A 20338-nucleotide genomic window follows, 5' to 3' on the forward strand; every position below is an offset into this window, starting at 1 on the left:
TATCAGGCGCGCAGCCGAGCGCCTTCGGGATCGAAGAACGGCATCGGCGCCACCACCGCACGGGTCGGCTTGCCGTCGACATCGATGCGAAGGTCCGTTCCAATCGCCGTGAACGGCAGCCGCAAATGTGCGGTGGCAAGCACCTTGCCCAGCGAATAGCCGTGATCGCTGTAGGTAACGATGCCGGCATCCTCGCCATCGGCCGTCACCCGGGCGTCCGTCGCCGCAGGCTTGTCGCCGTCCAGGATCAGCCCGGTCCAGCGGTCGTCCAAGCCCCCATTGAGGCACTTGTCTCGCACCTTCAGCAGCGCTTCGCGGCCGATGAAATCGCCCTTGTCGAATTTGATGAAACGGTCGAGCCCGACATTGAAAGGCGTGCGGCTTTCATCCATGTCGATGCCATGCGCCGGATAGGCCTTTTCCAGCCCGAGCGTGAACATCGCCAGCACGCCATAGGGCTTCAGGCCGAAATCGGTGCCGGCTTTCATCAGCGTATTCCAGACTGAAGCGGCCTCGTCGGCCGGCACGAACAGTTCGAAGCCGAGTTCGCCGGTGACGCCGGTGCGCGAGATCAGCACTTTCGTCTCGCCGACATGGCCCGACGTGAACGCCCAGCGCTTCAACCCATCGAGATCGGCATCGGAGATCATCGCTTTCAGAAGCTCTCGCGAGCGCGGCCCCTGTATGGTCGGGAACGCGACCGCCGCGGTGATGTCGGTGACATAGGCTTTCCGCGCTTCAGCATGGTGCTGCAGCCAGGGCAGTATCTTCAGCCGGTTGACCGAACCGGTCACCAGCATGAAATGCTCCGGTCCCAACCGAAACACGGTGAGGTCGTCCATGATGCCGCCATCCTCGCGGCACACGGTCGTATAGCGGACATGGCCGGGCTTCATCGCGGCGGCATCGTTGACGATGACGTGGTTGACCAGCGCCTCGGCGTCCGACCCCTTGATGTCCATCTTGCCCATGGTGCTGAGGTCCTGCACGCCGACATTCCTGCGCGTGTTCAGGTGCTCGTCGGCAATGCCGGAATAATATTTGGCCGAGACGAACTCGCCGCCGACTCGGCCCATCGTCGCGCCGAGACCGACAATGCTGCCGTAAAAGGGGGAACGCCGCTCAACCACAAATAGTCTCCATCATCAATGAAAAACGGCAGCGCCTGATGGCGCTGCCGGGGGTCAGGCTTGGGAGGGGATTAGCTGCCGTAGACGTCGAATGAGAAATATTTATCGTTGATTTCCTTGTACTTGCCGTTGGCGCGCAGCGCGTCGATCGCGGCGTTGAACTTGTCGGCCAGCTCCTTGTTGCCCTTCTGCAGTGCGATGCCGACGCCGGGGCCGTGAATGGCAAGGTCGGCGGTCATCGTGCCGAGCAATTTGCAGCAGGCGCCGTCGGGCTTCTTCAGCCACTCGGTCAGGATGATCGAGCCGTCCATCATCGCATCGAGCCGGCCATTGGCCATGTCGGTGCGGGCGTCGTCGCCGGTCGGATAGGCCTTGACGGTCGAGCCTGAATATTTCTGCTCGGCGAAATTCTGGTGGATGGTGGCGTTCTGCACGCCCAGCACCTTGCCCTTCAGATCGGCCGGCGAGGTCCCGGCGATGGTCGAATCCTTCGGCACGGCGATGGCCGGTGGCGTCTGGTAGTATTTGTGCGTGAACTCGACCTTCTCGGCCCGTTCCGGCGTGATGGTGATGTTGATGATGGCGTCGAACTTGCCGGCCTGCAGCGCCGGAATGGAACCATCGAAATCCTGCACGGAGAATTCGCACTCGGCCTTCATCTCGGCGCACAGCGCCTTGCCGAGGTCGATGTCGAACCCACCCAGCGTGCCATCCGAATTGGCATAGTTGAATGGCGGATAGGCGCCCTCGGTGCCGATCCTGAGTTTCTCGGCAGAGGCAGCACCGGTGGCAAGCAGCAGGGCTGCGGAAGCGGCAAGCACGAAACGACCGAAAAGACGCATGTTCTGGGTCCCCGTTGATGAAGGAAGTCTATGGTCTTTTGCGGGCTTCACGGAGACGGAAACGACACGCTCTGCGGCGATCACGGCGCGGCAAGGCGTCCTTCCCCAGGAAATCTTACTGTGATCCAAATTACAGATCGATCATGGACATAGGCGTATGCTCAGCCAGTCATAGACGGTCGGGGGAGGGACCTGGGGATGGACCAGCAGGAATTCGTGCAGGAAGCCGCGCAGCGGCGCATCGATGAAGACATCGCCAAGCGCATCAAGGCCCACCAGGCCAATATCGAGCGGCTCGAAACCGCAAGGGAAAGTGCAGGCAATCTCGAAGCGGCCGTCGCCAACCGCCCGCTGGTCATGCTGGCGCAGGGCGATTCCTGGTTCGACTATCCGCTGACCGGCAACGGATTTCCGTTTGTCGACACCGATGTGATCGCGCAGCTGCGCCGGATTGGCCCGATGCCGCCGACCATCCTCAACCTTGCCCATCATGGCGATGCCGCGACCGACGAGATGTCATTGCCCAAGCAGCAGCGGATGATCTCGGCGCTGCGCAACAAGGCGAACTGGCTGGACGGCAAGCCCGACGCGATCCTGTTTTCGGCCGGCGGCAATGACATCGCCGGCGACCAGTTCTGCATCTTCCTCAACTTCAATGACGGCCATGCCGCCGGGCTGAACAAGGACCGTTTCACCAAGGCGCTCGGCATGGTCGAGGCCTGCTATCTCGATTTGTTTGCGCTGCGTGACCGGGTCGCACCCGGCGTGCCGATCTTCGGCCATTGCTATGATTTTCCCATCCCGAACGGCGCGCATCCGTCCTGTGTCGGTCCATGGCTGAAACCGTCGCTCGATTTCTGCAACTGGTCGGTCGCCAAAGGCACGGTCATCGTCCACGACACGCTGGCGGCGTTCCGCGATGTCGTCAAACGCCTGGCCGACGAGCCGCGCAACAATTTCCATCTGGTCGACACGCAGGGAACGCTGAAGCCGGCCGACTGGGCCAACGAGCTTCACCCCGATCCCGCCGGCTTCAAGAAGATCGCGCAGAAATTTGCCGATGCGCTGAAGGCGACGTTGCAGACTTGACGACGGTGCCGAACTCGGGACCGTTGGCGTATCAGACTCCGAACAAGTGTTTGGCTTGCTCTTCGGTATAATAGCCAAGCCGGACATCCTCGGCGATCAGTTTTGGGTCGCGCTGGCGCGGATCGCCATAGCCGCCGCCACCTGGCGTGCCGATGCGCACGCGGTCGCCAGCCTTGAGCGCGATGTCCTGCTCCTTGGACAGATGCGGCGGCACATGTTCCTCGCCGTCACGGTAAACCGTCACTGTGTTGGGGGCGCCGTCCTTGCCGCCCAGCGCGCCCTGCGGGCCGAAACGGCCATGGTCCATGACGAAGGACGCACGCGCCTCGCCCCGCAATATCTCGACCTCATAGGCGAGGCCGAAACCGCCGCGCTGCTTGCCGGCTCCGCCCGAGCCTTCGCGCAAGGCGTAATGGCGGTAGAGCACGGGAAACGCCTGCTCCATGATCTCGACCGGCGGCGATTTCGAAATGCCGATGGTCGAGCAGCCATTGGTCAGCCCGTCATGGCCTGAATTGCCACCATAGCCGCCGCCGGAGATCTGGTACATCACATAGTCGCGCCCGCGTGCCGGGTCGTTGCCGCCCAGCGCGAAATTGCCGCTCGAGCCAGCCGGAGCCGCCGTCACCTTCTCCGGCAGCGCCTGCACCATCGCCGCGAACACCGCCTCGGCAATGCGCTGCGAGACTTCGGCCGCGCAGCCGGAAACCGGGCGCGGGTATTTCGCGTCGAGGAAGGTGCCCTCCGGCCGCTTGACGATCAGCGGCTCGAAGGCGCCGGCGCTGATCGGCACGTCAGGGAAGATGTGGCGCATGGCGAGATAGACCGACGACAATGTCGTCGCCAGCACGCTGTTCATTGGCCCGGCGCAGGGCTTAGATGAGCCGGCGAAATCGAAGGTCAGCGTGTCGCCCTTCTTCTCCACGGCGAGCGCAATGGTCAGCGGCTCGTTGACCACGCCGTCCGAGTCCACAAAGGCCTGCGAACTGTAGGTGCCGTCGGGAATGGCGGAGATGTTGGCGCGCATCTGTTCGGCGGCGCGGCGGCGCAGTTCGGCGATCGCCTCGACAACAGTTTCGTCGCCGTAACGATCCAGGATTCCATTGAGCCGATCCTGGCCGATCAGCAGCGCCGCGGCCTGCGCCCGGATATCGCCGATGCGCTGGTCTGCAACGCGGATGTTGGAGCAGATGATGGCGTAAATCTCGGGATCGAGCACGCCCTTCTTGAACAGCTTGACCGGCGGCAGCCGCAGCCCTTCCTGTTCGACGGCAGTGGCCGATGCTGAGAAGCCACCCGGCACCGAGCCGCCAATATCGGGCCAGTGGCCGGTATTCGATAGCCAGCAAAATATCTTTCCGCCGCGATAGACCGGCATGGCGAAGCGCACATCCATCAGATGCGTGCCGCCGAGATAGGGATCGTTGACAATGTAGATGTCGCCCGGCTCCGGCGCCAGGCAACGACCGCCGGCGATCATCTCGATCACCGTCTTGGTCGAATACTGCATGACGCCGACGAACACCGGCAGGCCCTGGCTGCCTTGTGCGATCAGCGAACCGTCGACAGCGGAATAGATGCCGTCGGAACGGTCATTGGCCTCGGCGATGACAGGCGAGAAGGCGGCGCGCGAAAAGGTCAGGTCCATTTCGTCGCAGACCTGCTGGAGGGCTGCCTGGAGGACCGAAAGCGTGATGGCGTCGAGCTTTTGCATCTCAGGCCTCGCCGATGTCGATGATGATGTTGCCGTCGGCGTCCGAGCGGGCGCTGTCGCCGGGTTCGAGCACGGTGGTGGCGTCCATCTGTTCGAGGATCGCCGGCCCCTCAATGACGGCATCGAGCGGCAGCTTTTCGCGTGCGTACACCGGCGTGTCGTGCCAGCGTCCGGCATACCAGACAGGCCTTGTCTCGCGCAGGGCCTCGTCGAGCGTCCTGGCGCGCCCGGCCGGGTCGATCAGCCGCGACAGGTCGATCGCCGGGCGTACGCCGGTGACCGATGTGTTGAGGTTGACCAGATTGGCGCGAATTTCCGGCAGTTCGACCTTGAAGCGGGCGAAATAGGCCTTTTCGAACAGCGCTTGCAATTCGTTCCGGGTCACCGACGAAGACGGCAGCGCCAGGTTGATGATGTGGGTCTGGCCGACAAACTGCATGTCGGCGGAATGGGTGACACGGATCGTCTCCGGCTTCACCGCTTCCTTGCCGATCAGCTCTTCGCCTTCCCCACGGTGGCGTTCCAGCACCTCGCGAAGCCCGGCTTCATCGAGCACGGCGACCGGCTGGTTGATGGTGTTGACGAAGTCGTGGCGCAGATCGGCGACGACGCAGCCGAGCGCGTTGGTGATGCCCGGACGCGCCGGCACCAGTACGCGGGGCAGGCCGAGTTCGCGCGCCAGCGCGGATGCGTGCAACGGCCCGGCACCGCCAAAGGCAAACAGCGCGAAATCGCGCGGATCGTGGCCACGCGACACCGAGACCATGCGGATGGCGCCGGCCATCTTCATGTTGCCGAGCCGCAGGATTGCGCCCGCCGCCTCGACGCCGGACAAGCCGGTGGCCTTGCCTATTCTGTCCTCGAAAATGCCGGTGACGCCCTCGACGGTGACCGGATTTTCGACCGCCAGCAGCTTCTTCGGCGCCAGCCGCCCCAGCACCAGATTGGCGTCGGTGATGGTCGGCTCCACACCGCCGCGGCCGTAGCAGATCGGGCCGGGATTGGCGCCGGCACTTTCGGGACCGATCTGGATCAGCCCGGCCGCATCGACGCGCGCGATCGAACCGCCGCCGGCGCCGACTGTATGCACGGCCACCATCGGCACATGGATCGGCATCGCATATTCGATCTCGATCTCGTTGGAGACGGCAGGCTCGGCATTGCGGATCAGCGCCACATCGGTGGAGGTGCCGCCCATGTCGTAGGTGACGAGGTTTTCGAAGCCGGCGCGCTTGCCCGTATAGGCGGCGGCAATGACGCCCGAGGCCGGGCCGGACATCACGGTCTTGGCCGATTCGCGAGTGACGAAACGGGCCGAGATCATGCCGCCATTGCCGTTCATGATAAGGAAGTCGCGGGCATAGCCCTTGGCCGCCAGTTCCTTGCGCAGCCGCTCGACATAGCGCTCGAGGATCGGCTGGACCGAAGCGTTGACCGCTGCCGTCACCCCACGCTCGAATTCGCGAGCTTCCGACAAAAGCGCATGGCCGGTGGTGATATAGCCGTTCGGCCAGAGTTCGGCGGCAATCTCGGCCGCGCGCCGCTCATGCGACGGGTTGGCGTAGGAGTGCAGGAAATGGATGACGAGGGATTCGCAGCCGATGTCGACCAACGCCTTCACCGCCGCGCGCATCTCTTCCTCGTCCAGCGCTGTGCGCACCGCGCCCGAGGCCTCGACGCGCTCCGACACTTCGAGCCGGAGATCGCGCGGGATGATCGGCACGAAGCTTCCGGTCATGCCGTAGGGCTGTGGCCGTGTGCGGCGGCCAAGCTCGATCACATCGCGAAATCCGCGTGTGGTGATCATGCCGGTTTTCGCCAGCCGGCGCTCCAGCACTGCATTGGTTGTGGTGGTCGTGCCGTGCACGATGAGGTCGATGCCGTCTATGGCAAAGCCGGTGGCGCCAAGCGCTGAAACGACGCCGAAAGCCTGGTTGTCGACCGTGGTCGGCGTCTTGGCGATATGCACCTTTCCGCCGTCTTTTCCGTCGATCAAAATGAGGTCGGTAAAAGTTCCGCCGACATCGATGCCGGCAACGACGTTACCCAGGGAATCCGGCTGTTGCACCGAAAAATTCTCTTTCATTGTCGAAACCCGAAATGGCAGGACTACGAATATGCCACAGTTTGGAAAGCTGTTTTAGCGTGGTATCTTGACACAAATATCGTTTGTATACTAATAAATTTGGGACACAAGAGCTTACCGCTTTGGAGTGTGTGAACGGCACGCCGGGACCTGAATGGTCCGGGCGCGCAGGAAATGATTTGGCGCCCGCATATGTGAGTGGGCAAGACTGAGTTGGATTTGATGAACACCACATCCGCGTTCAACACCGCCGGCGCCCGTCCGCTGCAGTTCCCGATTCCGGCCAATGTCTATGCCGAAACCGTCGTCTCGGTGAAGCACTACACCGACCGCCTGTTCTCGTTCCGCATCACCCGTCCGCAGTCGCTGCGCTTCCGCTCCGGCGAGTTCGTCATGATCGGCCTGCCCAATGCCGAAAAGCCGGTCTACCGCGCCTATTCGGTGGCGAGCCCGGCCTGGGACGAAGAGCTGGAATTCTTCTCGATCAAGGTGCCCGACGGCCCGCTGACTTCCGAACTGCAGAAGATCCAGGTCGGTGACACCGTCATCATGCGCCAGAAGTCGACCGGCACGCTCGTCGTCGATGCGCTGACCCCGGCAAAGCGCCTGTTCATGATCTCGACCGGCACCGGCATCGCGCCTTTCGCCAGCCTGCTGCGCGACCCCGACACCTACGAGAAGTTCGATCAGCTCATCCTCACCCACACCTGCCGCGACAATGCCGAACTGGTCTATGGCCAGGAGCTCGTGTCGGCGCTCGAAAGCGATCCGCTGATCGGTGAGCTGACCACCGGCCGCGTCACCCTCTACAATTCGACCACCCGCGAAGAATCCGGCCGCATGGGCCGCATCACCGCGCTGATCGGCTCCGGCAAGTTCTACAGCGATCTCGGCATCGAGAAGCTCAATCCGGAAACCGACCGCATCATGATCTGCGGCTCGATGCACATGCTGAAGGACGTCAAGGAACTGGCAGAAAGCCTCGGCTTCCATGAAGGTTCGCTCAGCCATCCCTCGACCTTCGTCGTCGAGCGTGCTTTCGTCGGCTGACATCAGCCGGCGCTTCGGCGCCTACGCCCTCGAATTTGAATTTTGACCATGTGGTCAAAATTCAGCTGCTTTCGTCGCCTTTTTCCGCTATGACCGCTTGAAGGACTCGTGAAGCATCGATTCACGGGCTATCTTCGGCGTGTGTCGCCCAAAACCGCCCTGCGGTTCGGGAGGAACGACACGGCGTAAAATCGTCGAGCGAAAGGGCAGGAGATGAGCAGCACAATCCGCGAAGCCGATCTCGGCGCGTCCAAGGTCACGCCCTTGCCGGCGCGGGCGGCAGCCAACACGCCTGTCCCACAGTCGCACGGCATTGCCCGCAACACCGGCATGCGGCTCGATTTGGGCTTCATGGAATCGGTGCGCTCAGTCAACCGCTCGGCGCTGGAGCGCCGCGTCGCCAGCCTGACCAAGCGCCGCTCGATCAAGGCCGACAACCAGGCTGCCTGGCTGTTGCGCGCCGTCTCCTGCATGGATTTGACGACGCTGAATTCCAACGACACCGAAGAGCGCGTGCGCCGGCTCTGCGCCAAGGCGATCAACCCGTTCCGCCGCGACATCGTCGAGGGACTTGGCATAGAGGGCGAAAAAATCCGCCCGGCTGCGGTCTGCGTCTATCATCCGTTCGTCGCTACGGCTGTTGACGCCGTGCGCGGCACCGGCATCCATGTCGCTGCCGTCTCCACCGCCTTCCCGCATGGCCTCGCGCCGCTGTCGACACGCCTTCAGGAGGTCGAGGCATCGGTCCGCGATGGCGCCGACGAGATCGACGTCGTGATCCCGCGCGGCCTGGTCTTCGGCGCCAAATGGCAGGAGCTCTACAACGAGATCGTCTCGATGCGCGAAGCCTGCGGCGATGCGCATTTGAAGGTCATCCTGGGCACCGGCGATCTCGCCACGCTGCGCAATGTCATGCTGGCCTCGATGGTGGCGATGATGGCCGGCGCCGACTTCATCAAGACCTCGACCGGCAAGGAGAGCGTCAACGCCACGCTGCCCGTTGGGCTGGCCATGGTGCGCGCCATCAGGGCCTATTTCGAGGAGACCGGCTTTCTCATCGGCTTCAAGCCGGCCGGCGGCATTTCCACCGCCAAGGCTTCGCTCGACTGGCTGGTGCTGATGAAGGAGGAGCTCGGACGGCCGTGGCTGGAGCCGGACCTGTTCCGCTTCGGCGCCTCAAGCCTGCTGACCGACATAGAGCGCCAGCTCGAACACCATCTGACGGGGCACTATTCGGCCAATCATCGCCACGCGATGGCGTAAAACCCCCACCCCGATCGGCTTTGCCGATCGACCCTCCCCACAAGGGGAGGGTGAAGGAGGCACCACATGAACATCCTTGAACGCTATCACGCCATGGAATACGGCCCGGCGCCGGAAGCCCGCAACGAGGCCGATGCGTGGCTCGCCGCGCGCGACTTCGGCAAGGCGCTGTTCATCGACGGTGCCTGGAAGGCCGCTGCGGGCGGCAAGACCTTTGACACCAGCGAGCCGTCATCCGGCAAACTGCTGGCCAAGGTGTCGGATGCCGGCGCTGCTGATATCGACGCGGCTGTTGCCGCAGCGACCAAGGCGCTGCCGAAATGGTCGGCGTCCTCTGGCTACCAGCGCGCCAAAGTGCTCTACGCCATCGGCCGCGCCATGCAGCGGCATCAGCGCCTGTTCGCGGTGCTTGAGACAATCGACAACGGCAAGCCGATCCGCGAAAGCCGCGACATCGACGTGCCGCTGGCCATCCGCCATTTCATCCATCATGCCGGCTGGGCGCAGGCGCTGGACAAGGATTTCCCCGGCCACAAGGGTGTCGGTGTCGTCGGCCAGATCATCCCGTGGAATTTCCCGCTGCTGATGCTGGCCTGGAAGATCGCGCCGGCGCTCGCCGCCGGCTGCACTGTGGTGCTGAAGCCGGCCGAATTCACCCCGCTCACCGCCATCCTGTTCGCCGAAATCTGCGAGCGTGCCGGCGTGCCCAAAGGCGTCGTCAACATCGTCCAGGGCGGGCCTGAAGCGGGCGTGGCGATCGTCAACCACCCCGGCATCCAGAAGATCGCCTTCACCGGCTCGTCCGAGGTCGGCAAGATCATCCGCAAGGCCACTGCCGGGTCCGGCAAGAAACTGTCGTTGGAACTCGGCGGCAAGTCGGCCTTCATCGTCTTCGAGGATGCCGATCTCGACAGCGCGGTCGAAGGTCTGGTCGACGGCATCTGGTTCAACCAGGGCCAGGTCTGTTGCGCCGGGTCGCGGCTACTGGTGCAGGAAGGCATCGCCGATGCCTTGATCGCCAAGGTTAAGGTCAGGATGAGCCGGCTGCGCGTCGGCAGCCCGCTGGACAAGAACACCGATATCGGCCCGCTGGTCGACGCCACCCAGCTCGACCGGGTCAAAGGCTTGGTCGCTGAAGGCGCAAAACAGGGCGCCGTCTGCTGGCAGCCGGATGCCGTGCTGCCCTCCTCAGGCTATTTCCATCTGCCGACGCTCGCAACCGGCGTTTCGCCGGCTAATATCCTGGCGCAGGAGGAAGTGTTCGGCCCGGTTCTGGCGACCATGACCTTCCGCAACACCGAGGAAGCGATCGAGCTTGCCAACAACACGCGCTATGGCCTCGCCGCCTCGGTGTGGAGCGAGAACATCAACCTTGCGCTGCATGTCGCGCCGCAGCTGAAGGCCGGCGTCGTCTGGGTCAACGGCACCAACATGTTCGACGCCGCCTGCGGCTTCGGCGGCTACCGCGAAAGCGGCTTTGGCCGTGAAGGCGGGCGCGAGGGCATGTTCGAATATCTCACGGCAAAGCTGCCGCTTGGCCCGGTGATCAAGCCGGCGGCGTCTTCGGCACAGCCTGTCGAGCAATCGGATGGCGGCGCCATCGATCGCACGGCAAAGCTGTTCATCGGCGGCAAGCAGGTGCGGCCCGATGGCAATTATTCGCTTGCCGTCGCCACCGCCAAGGGCAAGCTCGCCGGTGAAGTTGGCCTCGGCAGCCGCAAGGATATCCGTGATGCCGTTGCGGCGGCGCGCGCCTGCAAAGCCTGGCCGGATGCGACCGCCTACAACCGTTCCCAGGTGCTCTATTATCTCGCCGAAAATCTGTCCGGCCGAGCCAATGAGTTCGCCGCCCGGCTTGCCGAACTCACCGGCGCCAACGCCAAGGCCGCGCGGGAAGAAGTGGAGCAGTCCATAGAGCGCCTCTTCCTCTATGCCGGCCTCGCCGACAAGTTCGAGGGTAGGGTGCATCAGCCGCCCGCCCGCGCCGTCACGCTCGCTCTGCACGAACCGGTCGGTGTCGTCGGCATCGTCGCACCCGACAGCGCGCCGCTGCTCGGCCTGATATCGCTGGTGGCCCCGGCACTCGCCATGGGCAACACCGTGGTTGCGGTGCCATCGGAAAAATACCCGCTGCTCGCCACCGATCTCTATCAGGTGATCGAATATTCCGACGTTCCGGCCGGCGCCATCAACATCGTCACCGGCCGCACGGCGGAACTTGCCGGCGTGCTGGCCAAGCACGATGATGTCGACGGGCTCTGGGTTTTCGCCGACGCCGACACCTGCGCCAAGACGGAAGCCGACTCCATCGGCAATCTCAAGCGGGTCTGGACCGGCAACGGCCGCAGCCTCGACTGGGCGTCGGATGAGGTCGCGGGCGATGCCCTTCTGCGGCGCGCCGTCGAGGTCAAGAACGTCTGGGTTCCTTACGGCGACTGATAGGCACTTCGTGCCCTCAACAAACCAAGGCAGCGTGACTCATTGTCCTGTTGTCATACATGTTGTCGCGCCAGAGCAAGTGATATCCATTACATGGCGGTCACGAAGGTGATCACGTTCGGGGCTTGACGCCCGGGCAAGTGTTCTTTAACCAGAAAAAACATTTATATTCGTGAACCGCAGGCCGCATAGTCGCGCCTGTCTGGCACAGGACGCCCCGGTCAGCCTTCCGTAAATCCGGTTGACCAAGAGGCGAGGAGAAAAGCATGGCGGATCTGGCGGGCAAGGTCGTTGTCGTCACGGCGGCGGCGCAAGGCATCGGCAAGGCGAGCGCGCTGGCCTTCGCCAAGGCAGGTGCCGTCGTCCATGCCACCGACATCAACGAAGCGCTGCTGGCCGAACTCGCCAAATCATCCGGGATCAAGACACGCAAGCTTGATGTTCTCAATGATGATGCCGTGACATCGGGCTTTGCCGAAATCGGCCGCGTCGACGTTCTGTTCAACTGCGCCGGCTTCGTTCATTCCGGCTCGATCCTCGAGATGAAGGATGCCGATCTCGATTTTGCCTTCAACCTCAATGTCCGCGCCATGATCCGCACCATTCGCGCCGTGCTGCCCGGCATGCTGGAGCGCGGCGACGGCTCGATCATCAACATGTCTTCGGTTGCCGGCGCCGGCAAGGGCGTTCCCAACCGCTTCGCCTATGGCGTCACCAAAGCGGCCGTCATCGGCCTCACCAAGGCGATAGCCGCCGACTATGTCGCCAAGGGCATTCGTTGCAATGCCATCTGCCCCGGTACCGTCGAAAGCCCGTCGCTGCAGGACCGTATGCACGCGCAGGGTGACTACGAAGCTGCCCGCGCGGCCTTCATCGCCCGCCAGCCAATGGGCCGTCTCGGCACGCCCGAGGAAATCGCCGACCTTGCCGTCTATCTCGCCGGCGCCACCTACACGTCGGGGCAGGCCTACAATATCGACGGCGGCTGGTCGATCTGAGCAATAGTCTCGATCCGCGGGATCGAGCAGTCCATTAGTCCGGCTTGCCCGAGGTCGGATCCGATAGCCAGAGTCCGCCCCTCGTCGCTTTGGCAGAGTGAGTTTGAAAACGGCCCTGGGCCGCAATTTGGAGAGCAAGATGAAACTGCTGCGCTATGGCGAGATAGGGAATGAACGCCCCGGTCTGCTCGATGCGGATGGAACGATCCGCGATCTTTCAGGTCATGTCTCCGACATTGCCGGCAAGGCGCTCGATCCGGCGTCGCTCGAGACATTGTCGAAGCTCGATCCGAAGTCGCTGCCGGCGGTGTCGGGCAGCCCACGGCTCGGCGCCTGCGTTGCCGGCACCGGCAAGTTCATCTGCATCGGGCTGAACTATTCCGACCATGCAGCCGAAACCGGCGCCACCGTGCCGCCGGAGCCGATCATTTTCATGAAGGCCAGCTCGGCCATCGTCGGCCCGGATGACGACGTGCTGATTCCGCGCGGCTCGGAAAAGACCGACTGGGAGGTCGAGCTTGCCGTGGTCATCGGCAGAAAAGCAAAATATGTCAGCGCGGCCGAGGCGCTGGACTATGTCGCCGGCTATGCCGTCGCCCATGACGTCTCCGAGCGCGCCTTCCAGGCCGAGCGCCAGGGCCAGTGGACCAAGGGCAAGAGCTGCGACACGTTCGGCCCGACCGGCCCGTGGCTGGTCACCAAGGATGAAGTGGCCGACCCGCAGAACCTGAAAATGTGGCTGACCGTCAACGGCAAGACCATGCAGAACGGCTCGACCAAGACCATGGTCTACGGCGTTGCCTATCTCGTCTCCTATCTCAGCCAGTTCATGTCGCTGCACCCCGGCGACATCATCTCCACCGGCACGCCGCCCGGCGTCGGCCTCGGCATGAAGCCGCCGGTGTTCCTGAAGGCCGGCGACGTGGTTGAGCTCGGCATCGAGGGGCTCGGCCAGCAGAAGCAGACATTCAAGGCAGACGCGTAACAGCGTGATCTCCCAGGAGATGCATTAACCAATCGGCCGGGCCGTCATCGCCAATGACTGCCCGGCCGTATTTGCTTGAACAACGGCTATTGGTTGTCAGCGCCAGCCGAGAGCCGGCGCGACGTGCTTCAGGATCGCCTCGATGACATGGGCGTTGTACTCCACACCCAGCTGGTTGGGGACGGTTAGAAGCAGCGTGTCGGCTTCGGCGATCGCTTCGTCCTCTTTCAGCTGGTCGACCAGGACATCCGGTTCGGCCGCGTAGGTTCGCCCGAAAACGGCGCGCTTCTCGGGCTCGATATAACCGAAATGATCCTCTGAATCGTTGCCGCCGAAATAGGCGCGGTCGCGGTCATCGACCAGGGCGAAGATGCTGCGGCTGACCGACACGCGCGGCTCGCGCGCGTGGCCGGCTTCCTTCCACGCTGCGCGGAAGGCGCGGATCTGTTCGGCCTGCTGGATGTGGAGCGGCTGCCCGCTCTCGTCGAACTTCAGCGTCGAGCTCTGCAGGTTCATGCCGAGCTTGGCCGCCCATACGGCGGTGGCGTTGGTGGCGGCGCCCCACCAGATGCGGTCACGCAGACCGTCCGAGAACGGTTCGAGGCGCAGCATTCCGGGCGGATTGGGAAACATCGGCCGCGGATTGGGCTGCGCAAAGCCTTCGCCGCGCAGGACGTTCAGGAACACCTCGGCATGGCTGCGCGCCATATCCGCGTCGCTCTGGCCTTCCTGCGGCACGTAGCCGAAGTAGCGCCAACCGTCGATCACCTGCTCAGGCGAGCCGCGGCTGATGCCGAGTTGCAGCCGGCCACCGGCGATCAGGTCGGCAGCACCTGCATCCTCGGCCATATACAGCGGATTCTCGTAACGCATGTCGATGACGGCGGTGCCGATCTCGATGCGGCTGGTGCGGGCGCCGACCGCGGCCAGAAGCGGATAGGGCGAAGCGAGCTGGCGGGCAAAGTGATGCACGCGGAAATAGGCGCCGTCCGCGCCCAGCTCCTCAGCAGCTACCGCCAGGTCGATCGACTGCAAAAGCGCATCGGCGGCCGAGCGCGTCTGCGACTGCGACGAGGGCGACCAATGGCCGAAGGAAAGAAAGCCGATCTTTTTCATGCGCGCATCCTGTTCTTGCAGGTCCCTACTTCGTCGCCCGTGCGATTGGGTTCAATCGAATCTCACGCAACGCAGTGTCAACGGCGCCGACCCTTGACGGTTTCGCGACGATACCCATCGGCATGCAAAGCGCCAGGATTGTTGTAGCAGCCAGTCGGCATGCTGGTGACGACTTGAATACCGTTCAAGCACACTCCCAAACTGGCCATGGCTCCTCTCTTCGCTGGGCGGTTGGGTCTAGGCCAGCATCTGCCGCTTCGCGTCTTTTGGCGCAAATGAACCAATCAAACGCGCTCTGCCGCAAACTCCATTCGCTTCATCGCCCGGTTTTGAAATCTTCTCGCTCATTTAATTCTACAAAATCGGTAGGCTTAATGCGGATAGCAAGTTCTGCGAGAAGGAGCCTCGGATGTCAAAAAAGCTGGTGGTGGGGTTGTCTGGCAACCTGACCCGTCCGTCCAAAACCAAGGCGTTCGTCAGCCACATCGCCGGTGAGGTCGCGAGCCGTGCAGGCGCGGCTTTGAGCGTTTTCGACATCGACGACCTCGGCCCGTCCTTTCCGCCCGCTAGGCAGCTTGGCGATCTCGATCCGTTGGCGCGCGGCATCGTCGAGCAGGTGCTCCGCGCCGAAGTGCTGGTGGTCGGCTCGCCGACCTTCAAGGGCAGCTACACCGGGCTGTTCAAGCACTTCTTCGACCTGCTCGACCCGACATCGTTGCGCGGCAAGCCGGTCATCCTCGCGGCGACCGGCGGCGGCGAGCGGCATGCGCTTGTCGTCGAACACCAGCTGCGGCCGCTGTTCGGCTTCTTCGAGGCGCAGACCCTGCCGACCGCGATCTACGCCTCGGACAAGGATTTCGCCAATGGCGTGCTGGTGTCCGAAGCCGTCCAGGCGCGAGCCCGGCAGGCAGTGGCCGAGGCGTGCCGGGTGGCCGGCGTGCCCTACAGGGTCGGCCTGGCCGCCTGATCCGGACCGCGACATCCCCTTTCCCGCACAGACCAGAGGACGCCTGCACATGACCAGAGCCAGCAAATCCCAGGGCAAGCCGCGGCAGATCAAGCTCGGCGCCTTCCTGCCCGGCGGCGGACAGCATATCGCTGCCTGGCGCCATCCCGATGCGCCGGCCGACGGCGCCACCAATTTCGAGTTCCACAAGCAGCTGGCGCTGACCGCCGAGCGCGGCCTGTTCGACGCCTACTTCCTGGCTGACAATCTGACCGTCGGCCTCTGCGCCCGCGAAGGCGGCAATGCCAAGATCGCCGGCTTCGAGCCGGTGACGCTGTTTGCAGCACTTGCGCCGCTGACCACGCATCTGGGCTTCATCGCCACGGCCTCCACCACCTATGAGGAGCCCTACACGCTGGCGCGCAAATTCGCTTCGCTCGACCTGTTGTCCAACGGCCGCGCCGGCTGGAACGTGGTGACCTCGGCCGGCGACGAGACGGCGCGCAATTTCAACCGCGACGTTCAGCCCAACCACGCCGAACGCTATGCGCGGGCGCATGAGCATGTCGAGACGGTCAAGGCGCTGTGGGACAGCTGGGAAGACGACGCCTTCATCCGCGACAAGCAGTCGGGCCGCTTCTACGACAAGGACAAGTTGCACGACATCGACCACAAGGGCGAGCATTTCAGCGTCAAGGGTCCGCTTAACGTGCCGCGCCCGGTGCAGGGCCATCCGGTTGTCGTACAAGCCGGGCAGTCCGAGGACGGCCGCGGCCTTGCCGCGCACTCGGCCGAGGTCATCTTCACCGCCCATCAGAAGCTCGAGACGGCGCAGGAGTTCTACCGCGACATCAAGGCACGCGTGGCGGAAGTCGGCCGCGATCCCGATCAGGTGCTGATCATGCCGGGCGTAGCGCCCTTCGTCGGCCGCACCGAGGAAGAAGCCCGCGCCAAATACCGAGAGCTCAACGACCTCATCCTGCCCGAGGACGGTGTTGCGCTGCTCAACGGCCTCGCCGGCCAGACGCTCGACATCAGGGGTTATCCGCTCGACGGCCCGCTGCCGCCGAGCAAGGAAACCGAAGGCATGAAGAGCCGCCAGGCGCTGATCCGGCAGATTGCCGACGAGCACAACTTCACCATCCGCCAGCTCTACCAATGGGTGGCGACGGCGCGCGGCCACTACACCATCGTCGGCAGCGTCACGCAGGTCGCCGACCAGTTGGAAGAATGGTTCACCAGCGAGGCGGCCGACGGCTTCAACATCCTGCCGCCCTGGCTGCCCGGCGCGCTCGACGATTTCGTCGACCTGGTCATTCCCGAACTGCAACGGCGCGGCCTGTTCCGCACCGCTTATGAAGGCCGCACACTGCGCGAGAACCTCGGTCTCAGGCGGCCGCAAAACCCATGGACCGTCGCCCGCTCGACCGTCCTTGCCGCCGAATGATCCTCATAGCTGAAGGGATGACGCGATGACATTGCAGCACATCGATCGGCCGATCACCATCCGAGCCAGCCGCAGCGAAAGCGGGCTCGGCGACGACTTTCTGCGCCTCGGCGGCCGGACGGCTGGACGCCTGCTGTCGCGCTACGGCGTGCTCGTCGGTTTCCTGCTGCTCTGGCAGGTGGCGAGCAGCGCCGGATGGGTCAACGCGGCGGTGCTGCCGCCGCTCGACATGATCATCGCAGCGCTCTGGAAGGGGCTTGCCGGCGGCAGCCTGCTTGGCGACATCGCCATAAGCCTGCAACGCGCCGGCATTGCCTTCGGCGCGGCGGTGGCTGTCGCCATCCCGCTCGGCCTGTTCATGGGCCAGGTGCGCCCGGTCGAAACCGCGCTCGATCCGATCCTGCAGGTGTTCCGGCAGACATCGGCGCTGGCACTCTATCCAGTGTTTATCCTGTTGCTGGGGCTCGGCGAAACCTCGAAGATCTTCGTCATCTTCTGGGCCACCCTGTTTCCGCTGCTGCTCAACACCACCAGCGGCGTCAAGGAAGTCGATCCCAAGCTGCTCGAAATGGCCCGCGTCTACGGCGCGGGCCGGCTCACCGTGTTTCGCCGCGTCGTGCTGCCGGGCGCCGTGCCGTCGATCTTCGTCGGCCTGAGGCTGAGCGCCACCACCGCGCTGCTGCTGCTGATCGCGTCCGAGATGATCGGCGCCAACAAGGGCATCGGCTTCCAGGTGATGAACGCGCAGTACAATTTCCAGATCCCGCTGATGTTTGCGGCAATCGTCATCCTCGCCGGCCTCGGCCTGATCGCCAACCAGGCGCTGGTCGTCCTGCAGCGGCGGCTCTGCCGCTGGAGCAGTCCTGCCAACTGAACAGCCCACAACTCAACCCAGGCCTCCCTCAAACCCAGGAAAGACCGGATCCATGACAATCACCCGCCGTTCACTGCTTGCCCGCGCACCGCTTGCCGCCGGCCTCATCGCCACCGGCCTGCCGCGCCTCGCCTTTGCCGAAACCGCACCGGTAAAATTTCGCTATCTCGCCAGCCGCGGCTCCATCTCGCCGCATGAACTGGCCGACGAACTCGGCTATTACAAGGGGCTCGGGGTCGAGCTGGAGAATGTCGGCTATGCCTCTGGCGGGCCGGAATCGCTGTTTGCGCTCTCCTCCGGTAGCGTCGACCTCGGTTCGGCTGCGACCGCAGCTGTGATCAACTCGATATCGGGCGGCAACGACTTCGTCGCAGCCTATCCGAGCAACGGCATCAACAAGGATGTGAAGAGCGTCTTCTACGTGCTGGAAGACAGCCCGATCAAATCGATCGCCGACATCGCCGGCAAGACCATCTCGGTCAACACGCTCGGCGCCCATCTCGACTATACGGTGCGCGAAGCCCTGCACAGCGTCGGCCTGCCGCCGGATGCCGCCAATCTCGTCGTCGTGCCCGGCCCGCAGCTGGAGCAGACCTTGCGCTCGCGCCAGGTCGATATTGCCGGCCTTGGCTACTGGCAGGCGACGTTCGCGGGCGCGCTGGTCGCCAATGGCGGCGTGCGCGGTGTGTTCGACGACACCGATGTACTCGGCGAACTCGCCGGCGGCTTCGTCGTGCTCCGGCGCGACTTCATTGCCGCCAATCCGGATGCGGCACGCAACTTCGTCGAACAGTCGGCGCGCGCCTCAGACTGGTCGCGCCAGAATCCGGACGAAGCCCGCAAGGTGGTGGCCAACATCTTGAACAAGCGCGGCGAGAACGGCGATCTCGCCCGCTACTGGACCGGCTTCGGCTTGCGTGAAGGTGCGCAGGCGACCGATCGCGACATCGATTTCTGGGTCGCCGTTCTGGAGCGCGACGGCCGCCTGGCCAAAGGCAAGTTGAAAGCCGCCGACATTCTGTACCGTCCCGGCGAAACCAAGACCAACTGAGCCCTGAAATAGCTGAGAGATGAGATGACCGGTTCCAACCGTGGCGGAGAGGTCTCGATCCGCGACCTCTCCAAATCCTTCAGCCTCGGCGGGCGGCGGCTTGCCGTGCTGCGGACGCTCAACGTCGACATCCGTTCGGGGGAATGCCTTGTCATCGTCGGCGCCAGTGGCTCCGGCAAGACCACGCTGCTGCGCATCCTTGCCGGGCTGGAGGCGGCCGACAGCGGCGGCGTTGCCATCGACGGCCAGCCGGTGCATGGCGTCGGCGCCGAGCGTGCCGTGATTTTCCAGGAACCGCGCCTGCTGCCCTGGCTGAGCGTGCTCGGCAATGTCGCCTTCGGCCTCGAAGTGCGCGGCGTGCCAAAAAGGGAAGCCGAGGAACGCGCCCGCTTCTACATCGCACTGGTCGGCCTTGCCGAATTCGCCGATGCCTATCCGAGCCAGCTTTCAGGCGGCATGGCACAGCGCGTCGGCATCGCCCGGGCGCTTACCGTCCAGCCCGAGATCCTTCTGCTCGACGAGCCGCTGGGAGCGCTGGACGCCATGACCAAGATCGGCATGCAGGAGGAACTGGCGCGCATCTGGAGTGAGGAGAACGTCACCATGGTGATGGTCACCCACGATCTGGAAGAGGCGATCTATCTAGCCGACCGGGTGCTGATCTTGCCCAAGGAGAAAGGCGGCGCGGCGCGGTTGATCGACATCGACCTGCCACGCCCGCGCGAGCGCAGCGAAACCCGCTTCGTGCGCTATCGCGAAGAATTGCTGCGCGAGTTCGGCCTGCATTGATCGAGGCCGGACCTCAGCCCGGCCATGGCCATTCTCGCGACTATTGCTTGGTGAACATGCCCGTATAGGTGCGGTCGGCAAGCCCATAGGTAACGGCCAGCGTTCCGTCCGCCTGCATGACCGCGCTTACATCCCCGCCATTGGGAAGGCGTCGCAGTTTCAACGTGTTGCCGAAAATCTTGCCTTCGCCGTCGGCCACGCCCGGTTTGTTGTCGGCGATATCGCCCCAGGCGTAGGTGGCGGTGACGTTGCCACCGCGCGAAATCGTCAGCACTGCGAGCTTGCCGTCATACATCCCGTCCAATTGCCCGCCCCATATGCCGGAAAATGCGACATATCTGGCCGGGATGCCCTCGCCGGGGGGCATGACCCTGACAGACGGATCGAGGACGGCAGCACCGTCCGGAGGAGAAACCATGGCCGGTGCAATGGGCTGAGGTTCAGGAGCCGGGGCTGGTTCAGGCGCAGACTGGCAGGCGACAAGCATGAATGCCGCGAAACCGAGCGTCGGAAAGAGAC

Annotated in this window: 17 protein-coding genes; 11 read left to right on the plus strand and 6 right to left on the minus strand. The window is 63.9% G+C overall.

Going from position 1 to position 20338, the window contains the following annotated elements; all coding sequences use genetic code 11:
• Positions 1-2: 2 nt before the first annotated feature.
• Both ACWGTI_RS12815 and ACWGTI_RS12820 read right to left on the minus strand, forming a co-directional pair.
• Positions 3-1130, minus strand: a complete 1128-nt coding sequence (locus ACWGTI_RS12815; protein ID WP_454587442.1) for an aminomethyltransferase family protein — start codon at positions 1128-1130, stop codon at positions 3-5.
• Between the two features lie 71 nt (positions 1131-1201).
• The gene (locus ACWGTI_RS12820) at positions 1202-1972 is read right to left on the minus strand and encodes an ABC transporter substrate-binding protein (RefSeq protein WP_454587443.1); all 771 of its coding nucleotides are present in this window, start codon (positions 1970-1972) and stop codon (positions 1202-1204) included.
• A 198-nt stretch (positions 1973-2170) separates the two neighbouring features.
• Between ACWGTI_RS12820 and ACWGTI_RS12825 the strand changes: the two genes are divergently transcribed.
• On the plus strand, positions 2171-3061 hold the full coding sequence (locus ACWGTI_RS12825) for an SGNH/GDSL hydrolase family protein (RefSeq protein ID WP_454587444.1): 891 nt from the start codon (positions 2171-2173) through the stop codon (positions 3059-3061).
• Between the two features lie 31 nt (positions 3062-3092).
• Here ACWGTI_RS12825 and ACWGTI_RS12830 read toward each other — a convergent pair whose 3' ends face one another.
• The gene (locus ACWGTI_RS12830; protein ID WP_454587445.1) at positions 3093-4775 is read right to left on the minus strand and encodes a hydantoinase B/oxoprolinase family protein; all 1683 of its coding nucleotides are present in this window, start codon (positions 4773-4775) and stop codon (positions 3093-3095) included.
• A 1-nt stretch (position 4776) separates the two neighbouring features.
• Complete coding sequence (locus tag ACWGTI_RS12835) at positions 4777-6861, minus strand: hydantoinase/oxoprolinase family protein (RefSeq protein ID WP_454587446.1); 2085 nt, start codon at positions 6859-6861, stop codon at positions 4777-4779.
• Between the two features lie 222 nt (positions 6862-7083).
• Here ACWGTI_RS12835 and ACWGTI_RS12840 point away from each other — a divergent pair, with 222 nt between their 5' ends.
• From ACWGTI_RS12840 to ACWGTI_RS12860, 5 genes are all read left to right on the plus strand, one after another.
• Positions 7084-7911: a ferredoxin--NADP reductase gene (locus tag ACWGTI_RS12840; protein WP_454587447.1), complete on the plus strand. Its 828-nt coding sequence runs from the start codon at positions 7084-7086 to the stop codon at positions 7909-7911.
• A gap of 213 nt (positions 7912-8124) precedes the next feature.
• Positions 8125-9174, plus strand: coding sequence for a deoxyribose-phosphate aldolase (deoC, locus tag ACWGTI_RS12845; protein ID WP_454587448.1), 1050 nt, complete (start codon positions 8125-8127; stop codon positions 9172-9174).
• Between the two features lie 66 nt (positions 9175-9240).
• Complete coding sequence (locus ACWGTI_RS12850) at positions 9241-11613, plus strand: aldehyde dehydrogenase family protein (protein WP_454587449.1); 2373 nt, start codon at positions 9241-9243, stop codon at positions 11611-11613.
• 266 nt (positions 11614-11879) lie between these two features.
• Positions 11880-12611 (plus strand): SDR family oxidoreductase, encoded by a 732-nt coding sequence (locus ACWGTI_RS12855; RefSeq protein WP_454587450.1) that lies wholly within the window; start codon positions 11880-11882, stop codon positions 12609-12611.
• A gap of 139 nt (positions 12612-12750) precedes the next feature.
• Entirely contained in the window at positions 12751-13596 is an 846-nt protein-coding gene (locus ACWGTI_RS12860; RefSeq protein ID WP_454587451.1) for a fumarylacetoacetate hydrolase family protein, read from the plus strand.
• 96 nt (positions 13597-13692) lie between these two features.
• Here ACWGTI_RS12860 and ACWGTI_RS12865 read toward each other — a convergent pair whose 3' ends face one another.
• Positions 13693-14712 carry an LLM class flavin-dependent oxidoreductase gene (locus tag ACWGTI_RS12865; RefSeq protein ID WP_454587452.1) on the minus strand — a complete coding sequence of 340 codons (1020 nt, stop codon included), beginning with the start codon at positions 14710-14712 and terminating at the stop codon, positions 13693-13695.
• A 409-nt stretch (positions 14713-15121) separates the two neighbouring features.
• On the opposite strand from ACWGTI_RS12865, the gene msuE reads away from it, so the two are divergent.
• The 5 genes from msuE to ACWGTI_RS12890 are packed head-to-tail and all read left to right on the plus strand — an operon-like array spanning position 15122 to position 19819.
• Positions 15122-15679 carry an FMN reductase gene (gene msuE, locus ACWGTI_RS12870; protein WP_454587453.1) on the plus strand — a complete coding sequence of 186 codons (558 nt, stop codon included), beginning with the start codon at positions 15122-15124 and terminating at the stop codon, positions 15677-15679.
• A gap of 49 nt (positions 15680-15728) precedes the next feature.
• Positions 15729-17105 carry an LLM class flavin-dependent oxidoreductase gene (locus ACWGTI_RS12875; RefSeq protein ID WP_454587454.1) on the plus strand — a complete coding sequence of 459 codons (1377 nt, stop codon included), beginning with the start codon at positions 15729-15731 and terminating at the stop codon, positions 17103-17105.
• Positions 17106-17130: 25 nt separating this feature from the next.
• Entirely contained in the window at positions 17131-17979 is an 849-nt protein-coding gene (locus tag ACWGTI_RS12880; protein ID WP_454587455.1) for an ABC transporter permease, read from the plus strand.
• Positions 17980-18031: 52 nt separating this feature from the next.
• On the plus strand, positions 18032-19030 hold the full coding sequence (locus ACWGTI_RS12885) for an ABC transporter substrate-binding protein (RefSeq protein WP_454587456.1): 999 nt from the start codon (positions 18032-18034) through the stop codon (positions 19028-19030).
• A gap of 24 nt (positions 19031-19054) precedes the next feature.
• Positions 19055-19819 carry an ABC transporter ATP-binding protein gene (locus tag ACWGTI_RS12890; RefSeq protein ID WP_454587457.1) on the plus strand — a complete coding sequence of 255 codons (765 nt, stop codon included), beginning with the start codon at positions 19055-19057 and terminating at the stop codon, positions 19817-19819.
• Between the two features lie 40 nt (positions 19820-19859).
• On the opposite strand, the gene ACWGTI_RS12895 is transcribed toward ACWGTI_RS12890, so the two are convergent.
• Entirely contained in the window at positions 19860-20237 is a 378-nt protein-coding gene (locus tag ACWGTI_RS12895) for a hypothetical protein (protein WP_454587458.1), read from the minus strand.
• Positions 20238-20338: the final 101 nt, after the last annotated feature.

It is taken from the genome of Mesorhizobium sp. ArgA1 (genome assembly GCF_053714375.1).